General features: G+C 74.3%; 12 protein-coding genes. 5 read left to right on the top strand and 7 right to left on the bottom strand.

Annotation, left to right across the window (positions count from 1 at the left end):
• Nucleotides 1–103: 103 nt before the first annotated feature.
• Entirely contained in the window at nt 104–1,579 is a 1,476-nt protein-coding gene (locus AB852_RS16720) for an MFS transporter (RefSeq protein ID WP_073788878.1), read from the bottom strand.
• A 222-nt stretch (nt 1,580–1,801) separates the two neighbouring features.
• On the opposite strand from AB852_RS16720, the gene AB852_RS16715 reads away from it, so the two are divergent.
• Nucleotides 1,802–2,740 (top strand): hypothetical protein, encoded by a 939-nt coding sequence (locus AB852_RS16715; RefSeq protein ID WP_143201244.1) that lies wholly within the window; start codon nt 1,802–1,804, stop codon nt 2,738–2,740.
• Nucleotides 2,737–3,066, top strand: a complete 330-nt coding sequence (locus tag AB852_RS16710; RefSeq protein WP_073788874.1) for an ArsR/SmtB family transcription factor — start codon at nt 2,737–2,739, stop codon at nt 3,064–3,066. The genes AB852_RS16715 and AB852_RS16710 overlap by 4 nt, the downstream gene beginning before the upstream one ends.
• A 545-nt stretch (nt 3,067–3,611) precedes the next feature.
• Here AB852_RS16710 and AB852_RS16705 read toward each other — a convergent pair.
• Nucleotides 3,612–4,409 carry a thioesterase II family protein gene (locus AB852_RS16705; protein WP_073788871.1) on the bottom strand — a complete coding sequence of 266 codons (798 nt, stop codon included), beginning with the start codon at nt 4,407–4,409 and terminating at the stop codon, nt 3,612–3,614.
• Between the two features lie 559 nt (nt 4,410–4,968).
• Here AB852_RS16705 and AB852_RS41360 point away from each other — a divergent pair.
• Genes AB852_RS41360 through AB852_RS16690 form a run of 3 tightly spaced genes read left to right on the top strand, consistent with a single transcriptional unit; the run spans nt 4,969 to nt 9,586 of the window.
• The gene (locus AB852_RS41360; RefSeq protein WP_079184670.1) at nt 4,969–6,741 is read left to right on the top strand and encodes an ABC transporter ATP-binding protein; all 1,773 of its coding nucleotides are present in this window, start codon (nt 4,969–4,971) and stop codon (nt 6,739–6,741) included.
• The gene (locus AB852_RS16695) at nt 6,738–8,480 is read left to right on the top strand and encodes an ABC transporter ATP-binding protein (RefSeq protein ID WP_073788867.1); all 1,743 of its coding nucleotides are present in this window, start codon (nt 6,738–6,740) and stop codon (nt 8,478–8,480) included. Before AB852_RS41360 ends, AB852_RS16695 begins: the two co-directional genes overlap by 4 nt.
• Nucleotides 8,477–9,586: a TetR/AcrR family transcriptional regulator gene (locus AB852_RS16690; protein ID WP_073788864.1), complete on the top strand. Its 1,110-nt coding sequence runs from the start codon at nt 8,477–8,479 to the stop codon at nt 9,584–9,586. Before AB852_RS16695 ends, AB852_RS16690 begins: the two co-directional genes overlap by 4 nt.
• Nucleotides 9,587–9,773: 187 nt before the next feature.
• Here the strand turns inward: AB852_RS16690 and AB852_RS16685 are convergent, their stop codons facing one another.
• The 5 genes from AB852_RS16685 to AB852_RS16665 are packed head-to-tail and all read right to left on the bottom strand — an operon-like array spanning nt 9,774 to nt 20,703.
• The gene (locus AB852_RS16685; protein ID WP_073788862.1) at nt 9,774–11,405 is read right to left on the bottom strand and encodes a salicylate synthase; all 1,632 of its coding nucleotides are present in this window, start codon (nt 11,403–11,405) and stop codon (nt 9,774–9,776) included.
• Nucleotides 11,402–13,093: a (2,3-dihydroxybenzoyl)adenylate synthase gene (locus AB852_RS16680; RefSeq protein ID WP_079184669.1), complete on the bottom strand. Its 1,692-nt coding sequence runs from the start codon at nt 13,091–13,093 to the stop codon at nt 11,402–11,404. The genes AB852_RS16685 and AB852_RS16680 overlap by 4 nt, the downstream gene beginning before the upstream one ends.
• A 59-nt stretch (nt 13,094–13,152) precedes the next feature.
• Complete coding sequence (locus AB852_RS16675) at nt 13,153–14,172, bottom strand: methyltransferase (RefSeq protein ID WP_073788858.1); 1,020 nt, start codon at nt 14,170–14,172, stop codon at nt 13,153–13,155.
• A complete protein-coding gene (locus AB852_RS16670) occupies nt 14,169–17,357 on the bottom strand; it encodes a type I polyketide synthase (protein ID WP_143201243.1) in 3,189 nt (1,062 codons plus the stop codon). Before AB852_RS16670 ends, AB852_RS16675 begins: the two co-directional genes overlap by 4 nt.
• Entirely contained in the window at nt 17,350–20,703 is a 3,354-nt protein-coding gene (locus AB852_RS16665; RefSeq protein WP_073788853.1) for a non-ribosomal peptide synthetase, read from the bottom strand. The genes AB852_RS16670 and AB852_RS16665 overlap by 8 nt, the downstream gene beginning before the upstream one ends.
• Between the last annotated feature and the right edge of the window lie 18 nt (nt 20,704–20,721).

Genomic DNA, 20,721 nt, shown 5'->3' with positions numbered 1-20,721 from the left:
GCCCTCCCTGACCGGGATGCCCGATGCCCGGGACGAAATGCCTGGTGGCGGCGGGTGCCCTGGGCCGGACGGCCGTCGGGGACATCGGACACCCGCCCCGGGGTCAGCGCACCGTGACGGCGGGCGGGCTCTCCGGCTCGGTGTCGGCGGGCGGGGCACCCGGCTCCGTACCGGCGGACGCGCTGAGTTGCGGCCGCCGCAGGGTCAGCGCGATGAGCAGACCGCCCGCCATTCCCGCCGCGGTGAGCAGCACGACCAGGAACTCCCCGTCGGCGGTGGCCGCGCGCAGGGCCTCACCGCTCTTGCCGTCCGTACCCCGGTCGGCGAGCGCCGTGAACACCGCGAGTCCGATGGCGTTGCCGATGTTGAGCCCGGTGGAGGCGGCTCCGTTGGCGACACCCTGTTCCTCCGGCGCGGTGCCGGTGGCCGCGGTGATCCACATCGCCGTCCAGACGATGCCCTGGCCGAGGCCGGAGACGATCAGACCGGGCACCAGCAGACCGTATCCGGCGTCCTTGTCGAAGCCGAGGGCGAGGACGGCCGTCCCGACGGCGCCGACGGCGAACCCGGTCACCAGTGTCGTGCGCACCCCCACGCGGCCCACCGCGCGTTCCCCGAGCTGGGTGCCGACGGCGATGGCGACCGAGGGGATCAGGAAGGCGAGTCCGGTCCCCAGCGCGGTGTAGCCGTGCACGGTCTGCATCAGGACGGTGAGGAAGTACGGGAGCACACCGAACGTCGCCATGTACAGGAACGTGATCGCCACCGCGGCGGTGAGGCTCCGGTTGCGGAACAGCCGGAACGGCAGCAGTGGATCGGCACTGCGCGTCTCGACGACGGCGAAGAACACCAGCGCGACCACGGCCAGCCCGGACGCGCCGAGCACCGCCGGGCTGCCCCAGCCCAGTTCGGGGCCCTGGACCAGCGCGAACACCAGCAGGGTGGCACCGGCGGTGACACCGAGCGCCCCCGGCAGGTCGAACGCGCGGCGCTCGCCGCGCTCGGGGTCACGGGGGATCACGAACAGGGTGGCCACCGCGATCACCACGGCGAGGGGGACATTGACGTAGAAGACGGCGGGCCAGCCGAACTGCTCGGTGAGCACTCCGCCGAGCAGCGCGCCGATGGTCAGCCCACTGGCGCCCGCGCCGCCCCAGACGGCGAGGGCCCGGTTGCGCGCCGGACCCTCCGTGAAGAGGGTGTTGATCAGCGCGAGTGTCGCGGGCAGCAGCAGCGCGCCGCCGATCCCCTGCACCGCACGGGCCGCGACGATCAACTCCGGGCTCCGCGCGAGACCGCCCGCCAGCGAGGACACGGCGTACAGGGCCAGGGCGACGACGAACACCCGGCGGCGGCCCAGCAGATCCGCCGCCCGCCCACCGAGCAGCAGGAAGCCGCCCGCGAAGACGACGTACGCGCTGACCACCAACTGCTGGGTCTGGCCAGGGAATCCCAGAGCCGAGCCGATCTCGGGGAGCGCGACGAAGACGATGTTCAGATCGAGGGCGTACATCAGCTGGGCCAGGGCCAGTAACGCGAGCGTCCAGCCGGGGCGTGGCCGGGTCGGGTTGGGAGACATGCGGGGGTGCTCCTTCAACGGGTGCGTGCCATGGATGACTGTTCGTATATTCACGTACAGTCGTACTGAAGGCAAGCGGCTGCGATGGCCGCTGCATCGAACGATGCAGAGCGATCTCCCCGGTGAGGACGACGCGGCACGTACGACGGAAAGGAAGAGTGGTCGTCCTGGCGCCGCCCGCTCGGCGCCACCCCGAGTCCCGACCCCAGCCCCGAGGGAGACATGACAGCGCGGTGTGAACCAAGGGCCTTCCCTTCACGGAGCAGGTCCCTCGGCCGGGCACTGCTCGGCGGCCTCGTCATGGCGACCGCGCTGGGAGCAGGTACCGCCGTCGGCTCGGTGCTCACCAAGGCGGCGGGCCTCGACGGAGTGCCGGCCCGGCTGGTGTCCGCGGCGCTGGTCAGCGCCATCGCCACCCCACTCGTGCTGCTCGCCGCCCGTCGTGCGCGACTCCCCGCGCGGCTGCTGGGGACCGGGGGACCGCGCGCGATGTTCCGGGCCTTCCTCGCCGGGTCGGGGGTGACGGCCGCCGCGGCGGCACTCGTCATGGGGACGGCCACCGCGGCGGGGCTGCTGCGCTGGTCGGCTCCCGACCTCGTGACCCTCGCCGGATTCCTCGTCACGAACGGCGTGGTCGCCCTGCTGCTGGAGGCGTGGCCCGAGGAAGTGACCCTGCGCGGCTATACCTGGGCCGCGCTGCGGGAACGGTTCCGCGGGCTGTGCGCGGGCCTCGCGACGACGGTGGTGTTCCTGCTGGTGCCCGGTGCCTCGACGGTTGTTCGCGCCGTGGTCGGCCGGGCCCTCGGTGAGGACGAGGTCCCGCCGCTCGGGCTCGCCCCGCCGGGGCAGTCCACCGCCGACTATCTGATCCTGCTGGCCGTCTTCGGGACGGCCCTCGTGGTGGCGCGCACCGCGGTACCGGGACCAGCGCCGCTGGGGGCGGCGATCGGGGCGCATCTGGTCTTCCTCACCGTGAACCGGGTCGTGTTCGACGGCGAGGCCCGGGGCGCGGGCTGGTCGGCGGAGCTGTCGTCGCCCGACGCCGCGCTGCTCGTCCCGGCGTATCTGCTGGTCGCCGTCGCCGGGTTCCGGCTGTACCGGCGGGTGCGGCCACCGGTGCCCGCGAGACGGTACGACTGTCCGGGTACGCTGGGACCATGACCTACCGCCATCCGGACCGTGACCAGATCAGGATCGAAGGTGTCCTGTCGGCGCTCGGCCACCCTGTGCGGCTCTCGGCGGTGCGGGTGCTCGACGCGGGGGGTGAGCACAACTGCGGCAGCGTGCTGAGGGTTCTCGGCATCACCGCGAAGTCGACGATGACGCATCACTGGCGGGTGCTGCGGGACAGCGGGGTCATCCGGCAGGAGCCTGCCGGACGGGAGAATCTGCTGACGCTGCGGCGGGTGGACCTGGACGCGCGCTATCCCGGGCTGCTGGACGCGGTGCTGGTCGGCGCGGCGACCGACGGGGTCACCACCGGCTGAGCGGCCGACCACACTTGTTCCTGTACAGGTAGTTCGTGGGTGCGCAGTTCCCCGCGGGTCGCCTTCGCTCGCGCTTTTGAGGTTTCCTGTGCTGGGCGTACTTGTTCCTGTACAGGTCGTCCGGGGGTGCGCAGTTCCCCGCGCCCCTTTGGGGGCGCCTCAGCCTCTTGCTGTTGTTCTTCGCCATCCTCCTCTCGCAGTCGCGCTGCTGCGGGAGGGGGTGGGCGGGAATCTCTGCCCGCAGACTCCGATGCTCTTCAGTCGGGTAAGGGGGACGTCGTACCGAGCGCGTTGGAGCGAGGACGGAGAATCCCGACCGGCACCGACCCGAAGAACCGACCGGATGCGCCCCAAAGGGGCGCGGGGAACTGCGCGAAACCACCGAGCGACGGCACAGGAACGAAGTACGACCAGCCGGACGGACCTGGGAAGCGCAAGCGAAGGCGACCCGCGGGGAACTGCGCAGAACCCGATGAGCGACGGCACAGGAACGAAGTACGCCCAGCACATGGGGAACCTCAAAAGCGCAAGCGAAGGCGACCCGCTCAGCCCGGCCGCGCCGCCGACACCCGTAGTCGCCGGGTCACCACGGACGCCACCGCGGGGAGCTGCGCGGCCGGGAAGAAGTGGTCCCCGGGGAGCACCTCGTGGTGGAACGACCCGGCGGTCACGTCCGCCCAGCGGGCCGCCGCCGCCGGTTCGACGGCCAGATCCGCCGTGCCGGTGAGAACGGTGAGGTCCAGCGGCAGTGGCGGGGACACCGGTGTCGGTACATGGGTCTCCGCGAGGCGGTAGTCCGCGCGGACGATCGGCAGGAACAGATCCCTCAGATCCGGCTCCGCGAGCACCTCCGCGTTGACCCCGCCGTGTCGGCGCAGCACCTCAAGGAACTCCTCCTCGGGCAGGAGATGCACCTGCCGGTCCCGGGGATGGTGGGGAGCCTGCCGGGCGGAGGCGAAGAAGTGCACGAGCGCACGGGCGTGCCCCGGGTCCGCGAGGAGCAGCCGCAGCACCTCGTAGCCGATCGTCGCCCCCATGCTGTGTCCCAGCACGGCCGTCGGCCGGTCCAGCAGCGGGGCGATCGCGTCCGCCGCGCCCCGGGCGAGCTCGTCGAGGCTCCGGGCCGGGGGCTCCTTGATCCGGCGCTCACGGCCCGGGTACTGGACGGCCCACGCCTCGATGTCGGGAGGCAGTGCCTTCGGCCAGTCCCGGAAGAATCCGGCGGAGCCACCCGCGTGCGGGAGGAGGATCAGCCGGGAGGTGGCGTCCGGCCGTGCCTCCAGGGGGCGCAGCCAGGCCGCTTCCGGCCCGGCGTGTGTCCCCTGCCCGTGTACCGCTCCCACACTGCCTCCGCCTCGCCCCGGTGAACGGGGAGTCCGCCCGCGCACCGCTCCGGGCCGTCGGTAAGTCGTACCTTAATCAATTGCGTCAAGCTGTCATCAAAACGTCCCGGCCCTCCTGGGGGTTCCCGGTCAACCGAGCGATGTCGCGAGATCGTTGACATCCCGTCAGTACGCGCGATCATCCGCGACGCTCTGACCTGCCGCGCGGCTCAACCACGGGAAGTCCGGGGCGGGATCTTCCAGACGCGCCCCACCCGGCCGTGAGGCGTGTTCGTACCGACCTCGGCGGCGCCCTCCCGCTTCATGGCTGGTTAGGCGGGCCTTGCCGATTAATGACGACCTGTTGCAAACTAACGCTGCGTCGGCCTCGGGCCATCCCCCGCGCCGGGGTCGGCGCTTTCCCTCCGTCTGCCCAGGGGTCCGCCATGACCGAAGCGCGACACCCGGCCCGCACCACCGGCCGGCCACCTCCCGCACCGTGTCCGGCGGCCCGCCCGCGCCGCCGCCCCCTACCGCGATCGCCCCGCACCGCTCGTACCCGCCCTTCTGGAGCACCCTGATGTCCGATCAGCCTGGCGGTCCACCCGCCACCCTCGGGGAGCTCCTCGCCCCGGTACGGCCGAGGATCGTCACCGCCACGGCCCTGTCCGTGCTGGCCGCGCTGGCGGGCCTGGTGCCCTTCGCGGCGGTGTATCCGCTGGCCCTGGAACTGAGCGAGGCGGCGCCCGACCGCGCCACCGTGTGGACCGTCGTCGCGGTCACCCTGGGCGCGGTGGCCGTCCAGTTCCTGTGCAACGGGGCGGCCGTCGCGATCTCGCACCGCGCCGACACCACCCTCCAGACCCTGCTGCGCCGGGCCATGGCCGAACGGCTCTCCAAGGCGCCGCTCGGCTGGATCGGCCGCCAGGGCAGCGGCAAGGTGAAGGCCACCCTCCAGGACGACGTGGAGGACATGCACTATCTGATCGCCCACGCGCTGCCCGATCTCGCGGTCGCCGTGGCCGCCCCGGTCGCGGCCGCGCTCTGCCTCGCCACGGTCGACTGGCGGCTGACCCTGGTCTGTCTGATCGGCATCCCGCTCTACTACGCCGGATACCGGGCCGCGACCCGGGCGGCCGGCTCCCGGATGGGTGCCATCGGCGCCGCGATGGGCCGGCTGAACTCCGCCGTCGTGGAGTTCGTGCAGGGCATCGCCGTGGTCAAGGCGTTCGGGCAGGCCCACCGGGCGCACGCCCGGTTCGCCACCGCCGCCGACAACTACCTGGAGACCTTCAGCTCCGCGATGCGGCCCATCCTGCGCATCCAGTCGCTCAGCGGCGCCGTCGTCTCACCGGTCACCACCCTCCTGGTCGTCGCCCTCGCCGGAACCCTCTTCGTCGGCCAGGGCTGGACCGCCCCGATCGACCTCGTGCCGTTCCTCACCCTCGGCCTCGGTCTCACCGCGCCCGTCCTCACCCTGGGCCTCGCGGGCGGCACCCTGCGCACCGCGCGCGCCGCCGCCGGACGCGTCGGCGAACTCCTCGCCGTGGAACCGCTGCCCGAGACCGCCACCCCGCTGCGGCCCGACGGCCACCAGGTCGAGTTCAGGGACGTCACCTTCGGCTACGACAGCGCCGCCCCCGTGCTGCGGGACATCAGCGCCGTCCTGCCCGAAGGCACCGTCACCGCGCTCGTCGGACCCTCCGGCGCGGGCAAGTCCACCCTCGCCGCCCTCGCCCTGCGGTTCGCGGACCCCCAGCGGGGCCAGGTCCTGATCGGCGGCACCGATGTCCGTGACATCCCGAGCGCCGACCTCTACCGCTACGTCGGCTTCGTCCTCCAGGACGCCCGTTTCCTGCGCGCCTCCGTCGCCGACAATCTGCGTCTCGCCGCACCCGACGCCACCGACACCGACCTCGCGCACGCGGCCCGCGCGGCCGGCGTCCATGAGCGCATCCAGCAACTCCCGCGCGGCTACGACTCGGTGATCGGGGAGGACGCCCGGCTCTCCGGCGGCGAGACCCAGCGGCTCGCCATCGCCCGGGTCCTGCTCGCCGACACCCCCGTCGTCGTCCTGGACGAGGCCACCGCGCACGCCGACCCCGAGTCCGAGGCCGCCGTCCAGAAGGCCCTGTCCACCATGATCGCCGGACGTACCGTCCTGGTCATCGCCCACCGGCTGGGCAGCGTCGCCACCGCCGACCGGATCGTCGCCCTGGACGAGGGCCGCATCGCCGAACAGGGCACCCATGACGAACTCCTCGCCCTCGGCGGCCTGTACGCGCGGCTGTGGGCGACCGAACGGCAGCACATCGACGCGGCCGACGCCGCACGGACCGAGGTGGCGCGATGATCCGCAAGCTCTTCCAGGTCGCCGGACCCGAGAGCCGGGGCCCGATGACCGCGCAGTTCGTGGCGCTGATCGTCTACAGCGTCCTGCAAGGCGCCGCGTTCGTCCTCGTCGTCCCCCTGCTCGGCAGTCTCCTCGGTGACGATCCCGGCGACGCCTGGCCCTGGGCCGCCGCCCTCACCGTCGTCGCCCTGGCCACCGCCGTCGCCCACTACCTCCAGCAGATGATCGGCTTCCAGGTCGCGCTGGCCGTCTCGCACCGCCTCTACCACCGCCTCGGCGACCATGTGTCCACCCTGCCGCTCGGCTGGTTCTCCGGCGAACAGGTCGGCAGGCTCGGACAGTTGGCGTCACGCGGCGTACCGCAGGTGCGCGGGCTGCTGGCCCATCTGCTGCAACCCCTGCTGTCCGCCGTCCTGACCCCGCTGACCGTGATCGTGGCGATGGTCTTCTACGACTGGCGGCTCGCCGTCGCCACCGCCGCCGGTGTCCCCGTGATGTACCTCGCCTACCGCTGGGCCGTCGGCGCCACCGCCCGCGCCGACGAGGCCGTCGACGCCGCCGCCGCGGCGGCCAACGAACGCGTCGTCGAGTACGTCCGCGCCCAGCCCGTCCTGCGGACCACCGGCGGCGGCGCCCGCGGCCGCGCGCTGCTGGAACGCTCCCTCACCGAACAGGACGCCGCCGCGCGGGCCCAGACCGCCCGGACCGCGCCCGGCCGCACCGCCTTCAGCGCGGTGGTCCTGCTCGCCGTCGCCTCGGTGATCGTGACCGGCGCCGCGCTCGGACTGCGCGGCGGCGCCGACATCGCCGAACTCGTCGCCACCCTGGTCCTCGTCGTACGGTTCGCCGAACCCGTCTCCGGCATGGCCGAACTCGGCGCCGGCCTGCGTGCCGCGAGCGGCGCGCTCGACCGGATCGACGCCGTCCTGTCCACCGCGCCCCTCCCCGAGCCCACCACCCCCGGCCCCGGCCCCGCCGACTCCTCCGTCACCCTGCGGGACGTCCGCTTCGGCTACGACGACGGTGTCCCCGTCCTCGACGGGGTGACCCTGGAACTGCCCGCCCGCACCACCACCGCCGTGGTCGGACCCTCCGGCTCCGGCAAGACCAGCCTCATCAGGCTCCTCGCCCGCTTCTGGGACACCGGCACCGGAGCCGTGCTGCTCGGCGGCGTCGACGTCCGCGACCTGACCGGTGAGCAACTGCGCACCCAGGTCTCCCTGGTCTTCCAGGACGTGTACCTCTTCGACGCGACCATCCGGGAGAACATCGCCGTCGGCCGGCCCGACGCCGACGACGCGCGGATCGCGGAGGCCGCCCGGCTGGCCGGGGTCGACGAGATCGTGGCCCGGCTGCCCCAGGGCTGGGACACCCCCGTCGGCGAGGGCGGCACCGCGCTGTCCGGCGGCGAACGCCAGCGGGTCTCCCTCGCCCGTGCCCTGCTGAAGGACGCGCCCGTGCTGCTCCTCGACGAGGCGACCTCGTCACTGGATCCCGCCAACGAGGCCGCCGTCCAGCACACCCTCGACGCCCTCACCGGACGCCGCACCCTGGTCGTCGTCGCACACCGGCTCCAGACCGTGGTCCGCGCCGACCGGATCGTCTTCCTCGACGGCGGACGGATCACGGAGAGCGGCACCCATGAGGAACTGCTGGCCCTCGGCGGGCGCTACGCCGACTTCTGGCGGGAGCGCGGCAGCGCCCAGGGCTGGCAGCTCGCCCGGCAGGTGACACGGTGACAGCGGCCCGGGGCCGCCCGGGGCGGCGCCCTCTGGTCGACCGCGACTCCGTCCTCGCGGCCGTCGTCGAACAGGGCTTCGGCACCGTCACGGTCAGCTCGGTCGCCCAGCGGCTCGGTATCCGGCCGTCCACCCTGTACCGCTACTTCGCCAACCGTGACGAGATGGTGGCCGCCGCTGTCGAAACCTGCTTCGCCCGTGTCCCGCAGCAGGCCGAAGGGCACGGCTGGCGCGCCCGGCTGGCCTCCGGGGCCTGGGGGCTGTGGGGTGTGTACGCCGCGCATCCCGGTCTCGCCGAGGCGGTCGTCGTCCAGCCCACCTCGCCCCCGGCGCTCGCCATCCGGATGGACCGGATGGCGGTGCGGCTGCTGGAGAGCGGATTCCAGCCCATCGACGCGGTCCTCGCGGTGGACGTCATCGGTGAACTGGCCCTCGACACCTTCCTGCTGGGACGTATCACCACGGGCCCCCGGGCCGACGGCACCGGCGCGCTCACCGCCCGCCGCGGCCGGATCGAGGCGGCGACCCCGCTGCTGGACCCCCGGCTGCGCGGACCCATCGAGCACGCGGTCGTCTGCTCCCCGCGCGCCTGGTTCGGACGCAAGCTCGACCTGGTGCTCGACGGCCTGACCGACCGCGCCCCCGCCCCCGCCCCCGGCACCCAGGTCTCCGACACCCCGATCTGCGCGAAACCGGTCCCCCCGACCCCGACACCCGGCACCCATGTCCCCGCGACCCCGGCCACCTACGAACCGGCCTGCGACACCCACGCCCCCGAGACCCGCGTGCCCGAGACCCAGGCACCTGGTACCCCGCCCACCGGGGAGTCCGCCTCCTCCCCGCCGGACGCCTCCGGTACCGCCACGACCGGTACCGCCACGACCGGTACCGCCACGACCGGTACCGCCACGACCGGTACCGCCACGACCGGTACCGCCACGACCGGTACCGCCACGACCGGTACCGCCACGACCGGTACCGCCACGACCGGTACGAACGCCGCCGGCAAGGCCACCCCCGCCAAGGCCACCCGGGCTACACCCACCACCGGTACGGACGCCACCGCCCCCGGCGTCCCGGACCAGGCCGCACCACCACCGAGATGACCATCACCGGGGCGGGTACGGGTGGGGCCGGCCCGACCCCGAGCGGGCTGGACACGGGAGTGGCGACTGGGCTGCGCACACTCCCGGGTCCGGCCGGTCCGATGGCCCGGCGCGATCGCCGCGCCGGGCCATCGGCACCACCTGGGCGGTTCGGCACGAGTCGGGCCGTCCGGCGCCACCTGGGCGGTCAGACCGCCGACCGTGGCGTGCCACCGTCCCGCTGCGCCCGTACCAGTTCCCCCCAGGCGGCCAGCGTGGGCTCCAGGGCCAGGTCCGCCACCTTCAGCCGTACCCCGAAGGCGCTCCACTTGCTGGCGACCGTCATCAGGCCCACCGAGTCGAGACCCTGCGCGATCAACGACCGCTCGTCATCGACCAGTTCGACGGGGCAGCGCAGCGCCTCCGCGATGTCCGCCCGCATCCGCTCGACGCTCAGCCCCGTGTCCCGGTCCGCCCGGTCCGGTGCCGCCGCGTCCGCGCCGGGTGCCTGGGCCGCCACCACGCTCAGGGACACACTGCGCAGCTTCTCGCAGGTCTCCGTGAACTCCCGCTCCGGCAGCGACTGCCCGACGATCCCGGCCCCCGCCCGCAGCCAGGTGCGCTCCCCCCGCTGATACACGGACCGCAGCACCAGCGCCACGTCGAACGAGCCGTCCTGGTCGACGGTGAGCACCGCGCCGCCGTACAGCCCCCGGGGATCGCGCTCCAGCCGCCGGATGCAGACGTTGGCCGCGGACTTGGGCACCCCGGACACCGTGACCGCGGGGAAGAGCGACGCGAGGGCGTCCCAGCCGTCGCGGCCCGGGGCGAGCGTCCCCGCCAGCTCCGAGGCGAGGTGCTGCGCCGTGCCGCGCGGCTTGACCGACATGTAGTCGTGCACCGCCACCGAGCCGGGGACACAGATGTCCGCCAGCTCGCCGAACGACGTACGGACCGTCACCGCGTGCTCGTAGAACTCCTTCGGGTCCGCGAGCAGTTCCCGGCGCAGCCGGTCGTCCTCGCCCGCCTCCCCGGTCAGCGCCCGGGTCCCGGCCAGCGGCTGGGTCCGCACCCGTCCGCCGGGGTCGACGGCCAGCACGATCTCCGGACTGAACCCGGCGGCCCGCAGTCCGTCCAGACCCAGCAGGAACGAACGGGCGGGGGTGTTGCGGGAGCGGCCCAGCAGATAGGTGCGGGCGATGTCCACCGGCTCCCGGACCGGCACCGAACGCGACAGGATCACCTTGCGGGGGCTGCCGTCCCGGCCCTCCCGGATCTCCTGCGCCGCGCTGGAGACCGCCTTGAGGTACAGCTCGGAGTCCTCGCCCGCCAGATCCACCGGCACCGTACGGCCGACCTCGATCGCGGTCGGGTCGAGGGCCGCCGCCGTGCGTTCGGCCGCCTCGGGGTCCAGGGCCCGGATCACGGCCGTGCCGTCCGTGATCCGGGTCTCCACCGCCGGGACGATCAGCCGCAACAGCACCTGGTCGCCTGGGAGTTCGGCCAGTGACGGCGTACCCGCGTAGGCCAGTTCGAAGGCGGCCGTGCCGTAGGCGCGCCAGTCCTCGAACGGCAGCCCGGCCAGCAACTGCCGTACGACCGGCCCGGGATGTCCTTCCCAGGGCGCGGTGCGCTCCCCGTCCGGCGCGCTCAGCCGCACCTCGGCCGGGGTGACCGTCAGCTCGGCCGCCGCGCCCACCGCGACGGACCAGGTCCCGTGCCGCTCGTACAGCACATGGGGGGTGTCCGCGGCCCGCATCGCGAGGCGGACGGCGACCGTCAGCGGATCACCGGGCACGGGTGTCGAGAGGGTGTGGTAAAGCCGCGGGGATGATGTCATGCGGGACTCCGTCGCTCGGCCTTCGAGGGGGGCTGGTGCGGTCGGTGCGTGGTGCGGGACCGTTCGGCGCCCCGCGCGGTCAGGGCCCGCCGGTCGACCTTGCCGACCCCGGTGACGGGCCAGCCGCCGGCGGTCTCCACCTGGTCGGGCCGTTTGAACGCGGCCAGTCCCGCGGCCCGCAGATGGTCGGCCAGGACCGGCGCGGTCAGCGCCGCCGGATCGGCGCCGGGGGCGGGCCGTACCCAGGCGCACACCCGTTCCCCGAGCACGTCGTCGGGGACCCCGACCACCACCACCGCGTCCACCGCCGGATGGCTCAGGAGATGCGTCTCCACCTCCTCCGGGGAAACCTTCTCCCCGCCGCGGTTGATCTGCTCCTTGACCCGGCCCTCGACGACGAGGTCGCCCGCCGCCGTGCGCCGCACCAGATCACCGGAGCGGTAGTGGCCGTCGGGCGTGAACGCGACGGCGTTGTGCGCCTCGGCGCGGTAGTAGCCGCGCAGCGTGTACGGGCCCCGGGTGAGCAGTTCGCCGGTGGTCCCGTCGGGCACCGGGGCGCCGTCCTCCCCGACGACGAGGATCTCGTCGTCGGGCGAGACGGGGCGCCCCTGGGTCGTGGCCACGACCTCCGGCGGGTCGTCGGCACGGGTGGCGCACAGCAGCCCCTCCGCCATGCCGAAGACCTGTTGCAGCCCGCAGCCCAGCGCGCCGGGCAGTGCACGGGCCGTCGCCTCCGGCAGCCGGGCGCCGCCGACCTGTACCAGCCGCAGACTGCCCAGATCCGCCGGGACCCAGGCGGCGGCCTTCGTCCACAGCGCCGCCAGCGGCGGCACCAGCGCGGTCACGGTCACCCGCTCCCGTTCGATCAGCGGGAAGACCTCCGGCGGACTCGCGACCTCCGTGAGCACGGTCCGGCTGCCCGCGACGACCGCGCCGAGCAGCCCCGGGCACGCCAGCGGGAAGTTGTGGCCGACCGGCAGCACCGCCAGATATGTGTCGTCGGGCGTCAGCCCGCACCACGCGGCCATGGTGCGCGCGTTGTACGCGTAGTCGTCATGGGTGCGCGGGATCAGCTTCGGCAGCCCCGTGGAACCGCCGGACAGCAGCAGCAGCGCGGGCCCCGAGGGGTCGGGGTCCGGCCCGGCCAGCGGCTCGTGCGCGGTGAGCGAGCCGAACGGCACCTCGCCGGGGCCCGCCTCCCCGACGGTCACCAGATGCCGCACCGAGGGACACGCCTCGCGCAGCCCCTCGGTGACCGGCGGACCGTCCGGGGCCCGCGCACCGCCCGTACCCACATAGGCGACGGCCCCGGACAGCTCGCTCAGATACCGGATCTCGGTCCGGCCGTGCGCGGGCAGCGCGAGGACCGGCAGCGCGCCGAGCCGGAACAGCGCGAAGCACAGCACCGCGAACTCCGTCCGGTTCGGCAGATGCACCACCACCCGGTCGCCCGGCGCGACACCGAGCGAGCGCAGTCCGGCGGCGGTCCGGTCGGCCGCGTCGTCCAGCGCGGTGAACGACCAGCGGCTGTGCTCGTCGGCCACCGCGATCCGCTCGCCGTGCGCCCCGGCCGCCTCGCGCAGCAGCCCGCCCAGCGGGACACCGCGCCAGTGGCCCGCCGCGCGGTACCGCTCGGCGAAGCCGGCCGGCCAGGGAACGAATCCTTCGGCCACGGTGCTGTTCGGCATCGCTGCTCCTTCCACCGGTGTCTGATGTGCGGGGCCTGTCATGGCGCAGGGGCCGGGGATCAGACCGGCCGGGCCTCGACCAGGGACTCGCTGTCGGGCCGCAGATCCGTGCGGGACAGCTCAAGCCCGGCCCGCGCGAAGAGTTCGCGGTACTGCTCCGGGGTACGCAGCCGTGCCTGGAGCAGGACGAACATGTACAGGTCCAGCGCCCGTACGTAGTGCGTGCGGTCCTCGCCGGTCGGCATATGGCCGACGATCACGAGACGGGACGTCGGCCGCATCACCGCGCGCACGGCCCGCAGGATGCGTACCGAGTCCTCGTCGTTCCAGTTGCCGATCACCCGGCTCAGCAGATAGACGTCGCCGCCCTCGGGAACCCCGTCGAAGAAGCTGCCGGCCGTGACGGTGGCCCGGGCGGAGACCCCCGCGTCGGCGAGCACCTTCGCCGCGCCGGTCACCGCGCCCGGCAGGTCGAACACCGTCCCGGTCAGCCCGGGACGCGCGGTCAGCAGCTGGGCGAGCATCGCGCCCCGGCCGCCGCCGACGTCCACGACATGCGCGTCGTCGGGGAACGCGTAGGCCGAGCTGACGGTGTGCGCGGCGGCGGACTCGGCCATCGCCCGGTGGAACACCCCGGAGAACTCGGCGTTCTCCCCGTCCCCCATGTGCGACCACAGGGAGCGGCCGAACGCCGCGTCGAAGGCGGGCGCGCCGGTGCGCGCGGTGTGGGACGCGTTCGCCCAGGTCCGGGCGAACTCCTCCATCCCGGTGAGGCGGCACATCTCGCGCATGCTCGTCGGATGGTCGGAGCGCAGCACGGCGCCGACCTCGGTGAGCGCGAACCGGCCGTCGGGCCGGGCGAGCACCACCCCGGCGGTGGCGGCGGCGTACAGGAAGCGCTCCAGCGCGTCGGGGTCCGTGCCGCTGCCCTCGGCCAGTTCGGCGGTGGTCCGCGGCTCGTCGAGCAGATCGGCGACGCCCAGTTCGGCGAGCGCCGACACGGCGGCGGAGACCCAGCCCGCGGAGATGATCTCGATCAGACGCAGTCGGGGCGGGAGGGCGGGGGTTTCCTGGCTCATTCTTCGTCCTGTCCGTTCGGAGGAGCTGCTGTTGCTGCTGCTGCTGAAGGGTCGGGGGAAGGCGCGGGCGAGAGGGTGGGGGAGTCGGCGGGGGACGACTGACCGGCAGCCGCTCCGGCGGGCGTCCCGGCGTCAGCGGGCCCGGTCCCGGTGGGCCCGGTCCGGTTGTGCTCGGCGGCCTCGGCGAGGAATCCGGCCACGGTGAGCCGGTCGCCCACGTACAGACGGCGTACCGACAGGTCGACGCCCAGGGCGTCCCGTACCTGCCCGGTCAGCCGCATCAGCAGCATCGAGTCGCCGCCGAGGTCGAAGAAGTTCTGGTCGGGCGCGATACCGGTGACGCCCAGCGACTCCTCCCAGAGCCGGGTCACCCGCCCCAGCGGGCTGTCGTCCGGCGGACCGGACCGGGATCGCGTGCCGACCGCCGCCGCCACCGACGGCGAGCCGTCGTCCGCCGGGGTGTACGACGGCACCGGGCCGCCGCTGACCGGGCCCCCGCCCGGCGGGTCGATCCAGAACCGGGAGCGGGCGAACGGATATCCGGGCAGCGGGACCCGGCGCGGACGGGTCCCGCGCCACAGGGCCGGCAGATCCGGCTCGGCGCCCGCGCACCACAGCGCGCCCAGCGCGCCCAGCAGGAACGACCCGTCGTCCTGCTCGGCGTAGGCGTGCCGCAGCGCGGCCACCACCGGGACCCGCGGACCCAGTACGGTCCGGGCGAGCTTGCCGAGCCCGCCGCCCGGACCGGCCTCCAGCAGCACCGGCGGCCGGGCCGCGTCGCCCAGGGTCCGCAGCGCGTCCGCGAACCGCACGGTCCGCCTGCTGTGCCGCACCCAGTACTCGGGGTCGGTGGCCTCCTCCTCGGTGATCCAGGTGCCGGTGACGTTCGACAGGTACGGGACCCGGGGCTTGCTCAGCCGGATGCCCGCCACCAGGTCCCGGAACTCGGGGAGCACCGGGTCGAGGACGGGGGAGTGCACGGCCACCGGCACCCGCAGCCGGTGATGGTCCACCCCGGCGGCGGCCAGCCGGGCCTCCAGCGCGATCACCGCGTCGGTCCGCCCGGAGACCGTGCAGGCGTCCGGGCCGTTGACCGCGGCCACCGCGAGGCCCGGCGCGAGGAACGGCGTCACCGCGTCCTCGCCCCGCCGCACGCTCAGACTGGTCCCGCCGACCGAGGCGAACAGCCGCTCCCGCTCCGCGACCAGCGGCAGTACGTCCTCCAGGGCGATCACCCCGGCCAGGCAGGCGGCCGTGTACTCGCCGAGGCTGTGCCCGAGCAGGGCCACCGGGGTCACGCCGTAACGCTGTTCCAGCACCCGGGCCAGCGCGTACTCGGTGGCCACCAGCGCCGGGAACGACGCCGCGCGGTGACCGGTGGCGGTCCCGTCGAGCAGGGCGGTGTGCTCGCCCCCGTCCCGGGAGGCGGCGGCCTCCGCCAGGAGCGCGTCCCTGATGTCCCGGCCCAGCACCGGCCGCAGGATCCCGGCGCACCGGTCGATCGTCTCCCGGTACACGGGCTCGGTCGCGTACAGACCCCGGCCCATCCCGTCGTAGTGGACACCGCCGCCCGGCAGCAGCAGCACCACCGGCCGCTGCCGCGCCGGTTCCGCGGCGGCCCCGATGGTCTCCCGCAGCCGCTCGGCGGCCTCGTCCGCGGACCGTACGACCAAGGCGCGGCGGTAGGGGTGCGCGGTGCGGCCGGCGGCGAGGGTGTGGCCGATGTCGTCGAGCCGCGGCGCCGGTCCGGCCGTCAGCCGCTCGCCCAGCAGACGGGCCGTCTCGTCCAGCGCGGCGGGGGTGCGCGCCGAGATCGTCAGCAGTGTGTGCTCCCGGCCGGGCGCGGACGGCGGCGCGGACGGCGGCTGCTCCAGGACGACATGGGCGTTGGTGCCGCCGATCCCGAAGGAACTGACACCCGCGCGCCGCGGGCCGGGCACCCGCCACGGACGGGCCGTCACCGCGGGCTCGAAGGGACTCGCCGCCCAGTCGAACAGCTCGGTCGGCTCGTCCAGGTGCAGGGTGGGCGGGATCGTGCCGTGCTCCAGCGCCAGCACCGTCTTGATCAGCCCCGCCACGCCCGCCGCCGCGTCGAGATGACCGATGTTGGTCTTCACCGACCCGATCGCGCAGCCCCCCGGATGGCCGCCCGCCCGCTCGAACGCGTCGTGCAGCGCGGTCAGTTCGATCGGGTCGCCGACCGGGGTGCCCGTACCGTGCGCCTCGACGTACCCGATGGACGCCGGGGACACCCCGGCCTCCAGCAGCGCCGACACGATCACCTCCGTCTGCCCGGTGGTGCTCGGCGCGGTGAACCCGATCTTGCGGTCGCCGTCGTTGTTCACGGCGGAACCGAGGACGACCGCCCGGACGGTGTCCCCGTCGGCCAGCGCGTCCGCGAGCCGCTTGAGCACCACGACCCCCGCGCCGTCCCCTTGCAGCATCCCGGCGGCCCGCCGGTCGAAGGCGCGGACCTTGCCGTCCGGCGAGTACGGGCCGTCCTGGACGTAGCGGTAGCCGAGCCGGGCGTGCGGATTGAGCGCCACCCCGCCCGCGAGCGCCAGATCGCAGCGCTGCGCCAGCAGGTCCTGGCAGGCGAGGTGCACCGCCACCAGCGACGTCGAACAGGCCGTCGCCACGCTGATGCTGGGGCCCGTGAGCCCCATCAGGTACGAGACGCGGGTGGGCAGGGTGCCCGCCGAGTTGGCGGACAGCGCGGCCGTGTGGTCCAGCGAACCGGGGCGGCCCGCGTACCAGGGCGCCAGGTTCGTGGTGAAGTACCGGCTCGGTCCGGAACCGGCGTAGACACCGACCGCCCCGGGATGTCCGCCCGGCGGGTAGCCGCTGTCCTCGAACGCGTGATGGGCGACCTCCAGGAACATCCGCTGCTGCGGGTCCAGCAGCGCGGCCTCGGCCGGGGAGTAGCCGAAGAACTCCGCGTCGAACCGGTCCAGTCCGGCGATCTCCGCGACGGCCCGCACATGGTAGGGGTCGTCGAGCAGCGCCGGATCACCCCCGGCGGCCAGATGCTGCGCCTCGTCGAGGACCGTGATCCCCTCGTCGCCCGCCAGCAGCGACCGCCACAGTTCGCCCGTGCCGTCCGCGCCGGGGAACCGCCCCGCCAGCCCGATGACGGCCACACTGAACCGCGGGTCGGGCCCCTCGTCGTCGTGCCGCTCAGCCATCCGGCCGTCCCTCCCTGGCGCGGGTCCGGCGTGCGGCCCCCGCTGACCGTGCCGCCCGCCGACGGCGGGCCAGCTCCTCGTCCCGTTCCCGTACCGCCCGGTCCACGCCGCCGGACCCGCTGTCACCGGAGGCCGCGGCGAGCAGCGCCGCCAGATCGGCGACCGTCGGACGGGAGAACAGGTCCACCACCCGTACCCGGTGCCCCAGCTCCGCCTCCAGCGCGGCCTGCACCCGCAGGGTCAGCAGCGAATGCCCGCCCAGATCGAAGAAGTTGTCCCGGGCGCCGACCTCCGGCACCCCGAGCACCCGTGCCCAGACCGCCGCCACCGCCTGCTCCAGCCCCTCCCGGGGGCGGACGTACGGCGCGACGACCGGGGCCGCCGCGGGCAGCGAGGCGAGCGCCGCCCGGTCCGCCTTGCCCGACGGCATCAGCGGCAACTCGGCCAGCACCTGCGCGGAGTGCGGCACCGCGTACTCCGGCAGCCGCTCCGCCGCCCACACCCGCAGCTCCTGCTCACCGGGCGCGGGCCGGTCCGGTGCCGCCAGGCAGTACGCCGCCAGGTGCTGGGTGCCCGGGGTGTCCTCCCGGACCAGGACCACCGCCTGGCGCACCGCCGGATGGCGGCCGAGCACCGACTCCACCTCTTCCAGCTCGATCCGGTAGCCGCGGATCTTCACCTGATGGTCCGCGCGGCCCAGGAACTCGATCACCCCGTCGTGCCGGAACCGGCCCAGGTCCCCGGTGGCGTACAGCCGAGCCCCGGGGACGCCGCCGAACGGATCGGGCACGAACCGGTCCGCGGTGCGCAGCGGATCACCGAGATAGCCCTCGGCGACCTGCACCCCGCCCACATGGATCTCCCCCGGGACACCGGGCGGTACGGGCCGCTGACCGGGCGCCAGCACATACATCCGCACATTCGGGTTGGGCCGCCCGATGGTGATCCCGGTCCGGGCGTCCGCCCCCCGGTACACCTCGCAGCTGACCCCGATGGTGGTCTCGGCGGGCCCGTAGCCGTGGTACATCGTGCTGTCGGGCAGCCGGGTCCGGAACCGGTCGAACAGCTCCGGGGTCAGCACCTCGCCGCCGCACCACACATGACGCAGCGTCCGCGCGGCCCGCCCGGTGTCCGGCCGGACCAGCATCGCGTCGAGCATCGTGGACGTCACATAGACGAAGCTGACGCCCTCGTCGGCGATCAGCCCGATCAGCCGGTCCGGGTCCTTGTCCGCGCCGGGCGGCGCCAGCACGAGCCGCGCCCCGCAGACGAGCGGCAGGAAGATCTCGTTGACGGAGATGTCGAAGCCCAGCGGCGCCTTGTGCAGCACCGCGTCACCCGGCCCCAGCCCCAGCAGCTCCGCCTGCCACGGCAGCCGGTTGCAGATCCCCCGGTGCCCCAGCATCGCGCCCTTCGGCGACCCGGTGGAGCCCGAGGTGTAGATGACGTACGCCAGATCGTCCGCGGTGACGGTGGCGGCCGGTCCCCGGGGGACGGAGCCGCCGGGCTCCGCCGACGGGTCCACCGCGGGCACCGGACCCCAGCCGTCGGCGTCCCGGGACAGCACGGCCACCGGCGACGCGTTCCTCACCACCTCCTCGACCCGGCGCGGCGGCCACGACGGCTCCAGCGGGACGAACGCCGCACCCGACTTGAGCACCGCGAGCAGCCCCACCACCAGATCCGCCGACCGCTCCAGATGGATACCGACCAGCCGCCCGGCCGTGGCGCCCAGCGCGCCGAGCCGGGCCGCGAGCCGGTCGGCCGCCGCGTCCAGCTCCGCGTACGACCACCGCACCCCGTCGGCCACCAGCGCCTGCGCGTCCGGTGAACGGCGCACCTGGTCCTCGACCAGACCGTGCAGGGTCGCGGGCGCCAGCAGCTCCGGACGGTCGGTGTCGTTCCACTCCACCAGGACCTTGTGCCGCTCCCCGGGGAGCAGGAACGGCAGCTCCGCGACGGGCCGCCCCGGGTCCGCCACCGCACCGGCCAGCAGGGTCTCCAGATGCGCGAGCAGCGCCCCGGCGGTGGTGCCGGTGTACAACTCGGTGCGGTACGTGGCACCGAGTACGGTGGTGCTTCCGTCGTCGACGGCCTCCACCGCCAGGTCGAAGCAGGCCGTGCCGTTGTGGACCTGCCGCTCCCGCACCTCGACACCCGGCAGCTCCAGCGCGCCCAGACCCGCCACCCGGCGCGAGAACATCGTGTCCGCCAGCGGATGGCGGCCCGCGCTGCGCTGCGGCCGGACCGCCTCCACCACCCGCTCGAACGGCACGTCCTGATGGGCGTACGCGGCCAGGCACTCCGCCTTCACCCGGCGCAGCACCGTCCGGAAGTCGTCGTCGGCGGACACCTCCGCCCGCAGCACCAGACTGTTGCCGAAGTTCCCCACGAGGTCCCGCAGCGAGGGGTCCTCCCTGTCGACGACCGGGGTGCACACCGCGAGATCGCTCTGCCCGGTGTACCGGTGCAGCAGCACCAGATATCCGGCGAACGCCACCATGAACGGGGTCGCCGCCTCGGCCCTCGCCAGCGCGCCCAGCCCCTTGTGCAGCGCGGCCGGCAGCGGACGCGTCACCCGCGCCCCGGCCGGTCCCGGCCGGGCCGGGCGCGGCAGATCCGGCATCGGCGCGGCGGGCACCGGGACGGGCGTCAGCCGCTCGCGCCAGAACGCCGTACCGCTGTGCTCGCGGCGCTGTTCATGGACCGCGTGGTCCGCGTACTGCACCGGCAGCGGCTGTGCGGGCGGCGCCTCCCCGCGCAGCGCGGACCGGTAGCCCGCGGCGGCCCCGGCGAACAGCGGGGCCCAGCTCAGATCGTCGCAGGCGATGTGATGGAGCACCACGAGCAGCACATGACGCTCCGGGGCGAGCCGGTACAGCCGCAGCCGCAGCGGTGTCGCCACCGCCAGGTCGAAGGGCCGCGCCGCGTACGCCGACGCCGCCGCGTCGAGCGCGTCCGCGGTGACGTCCACCACCGAGAACGGCGGTGGCGCCGACGCCAGGACATGCTGGAGCGGGGTGCCGTCCGGCCCCGGCCGGTACACCGTGCGCAGCACCTCGTGCCGCCGCGCGACCGCCGCGAACGAGGCCTCCAGCGCCGCCGGGTCCAGCGGCCCCGTCAGCTCGGCGGCGACCGCCAGGTTGTACGCGGGGCTGTCCGGCTGCGCGTGCTGGTGGAACCACATGCGGTACTGCGCCGACGACAGCACGGCCGGACCGTCGTCGCCGCGCCGGGGGATGCCGGACGCCGCCGGGGCGCCGCCCTCCCGCTCCAGCAGCAACCGGATCAGCCGCTGCTGCTCCGGCCCGAGACCACCGTCCCCGGCTCCGTCCTGTCCGCCCATGTCCGTCCGTCCTCCCGC

The organism is Streptomyces uncialis (assembly GCF_001905345.1).
Classification (GTDB): domain Bacteria; phylum Actinomycetota; class Actinomycetes; order Streptomycetales; family Streptomycetaceae; genus Streptomyces; species Streptomyces uncialis.
The sequence above is the reverse complement of the archived record's forward strand: the minus strand, read 5'-3'. Positions and strand labels throughout refer to the sequence as shown.

Excerpts from the sequence above, each read along its gene's own strand:
- AB852_RS16720 (WP_073788878.1), bottom strand. The coding sequence starts at position 1,579 with ATGTCTCCCAACCCGACCCGGCCACGCCCCGGCTGGACGCTCGCGTTA.
- AB852_RS16680 (WP_079184669.1), bottom strand. The coding sequence starts at position 13,093 with ATGCCGAACAGCACCGTGGCCGAAGGATTCGTTCCCTGGCCGGCCGGC.
- AB852_RS16665 (WP_073788853.1), bottom strand. The coding sequence starts at position 20,703 with ATGGGCGGACAGGACGGAGCCGGGGACGGTGGTCTCGGGCCGGAGCAG.
- AB852_RS16695 (WP_073788867.1), top strand. The coding sequence starts at position 6,738 with ATGATCCGCAAGCTCTTCCAGGTCGCCGGACCCGAGAGCCGGGGCCCG.
- AB852_RS16670 (WP_143201243.1), bottom strand. The coding sequence starts at position 17,357 with ATGGCTGAGCGGCACGACGACGAGGGGCCCGACCCGCGGTTCAGTGTG.
- AB852_RS16675 (WP_073788858.1), bottom strand. The coding sequence starts at position 14,172 with ATGAGCCAGGAAACCCCCGCCCTCCCGCCCCGACTGCGTCTGATCGAG.
- AB852_RS16685 (WP_073788862.1), bottom strand. The coding sequence starts at position 11,405 with ATGACATCATCCCCGCGGCTTTACCACACCCTCTCGACACCCGTGCCC.
- AB852_RS16710 (WP_073788874.1), top strand. The coding sequence starts at position 2,737 with ATGACCTACCGCCATCCGGACCGTGACCAGATCAGGATCGAAGGTGTC.
- AB852_RS41360 (WP_079184670.1), top strand. The coding sequence starts at position 4,969 with ATGTCCGATCAGCCTGGCGGTCCACCCGCCACCCTCGGGGAGCTCCTC.
- AB852_RS16715 (WP_143201244.1), top strand. The coding sequence starts at position 1,802 with ATGACAGCGCGGTGTGAACCAAGGGCCTTCCCTTCACGGAGCAGGTCC.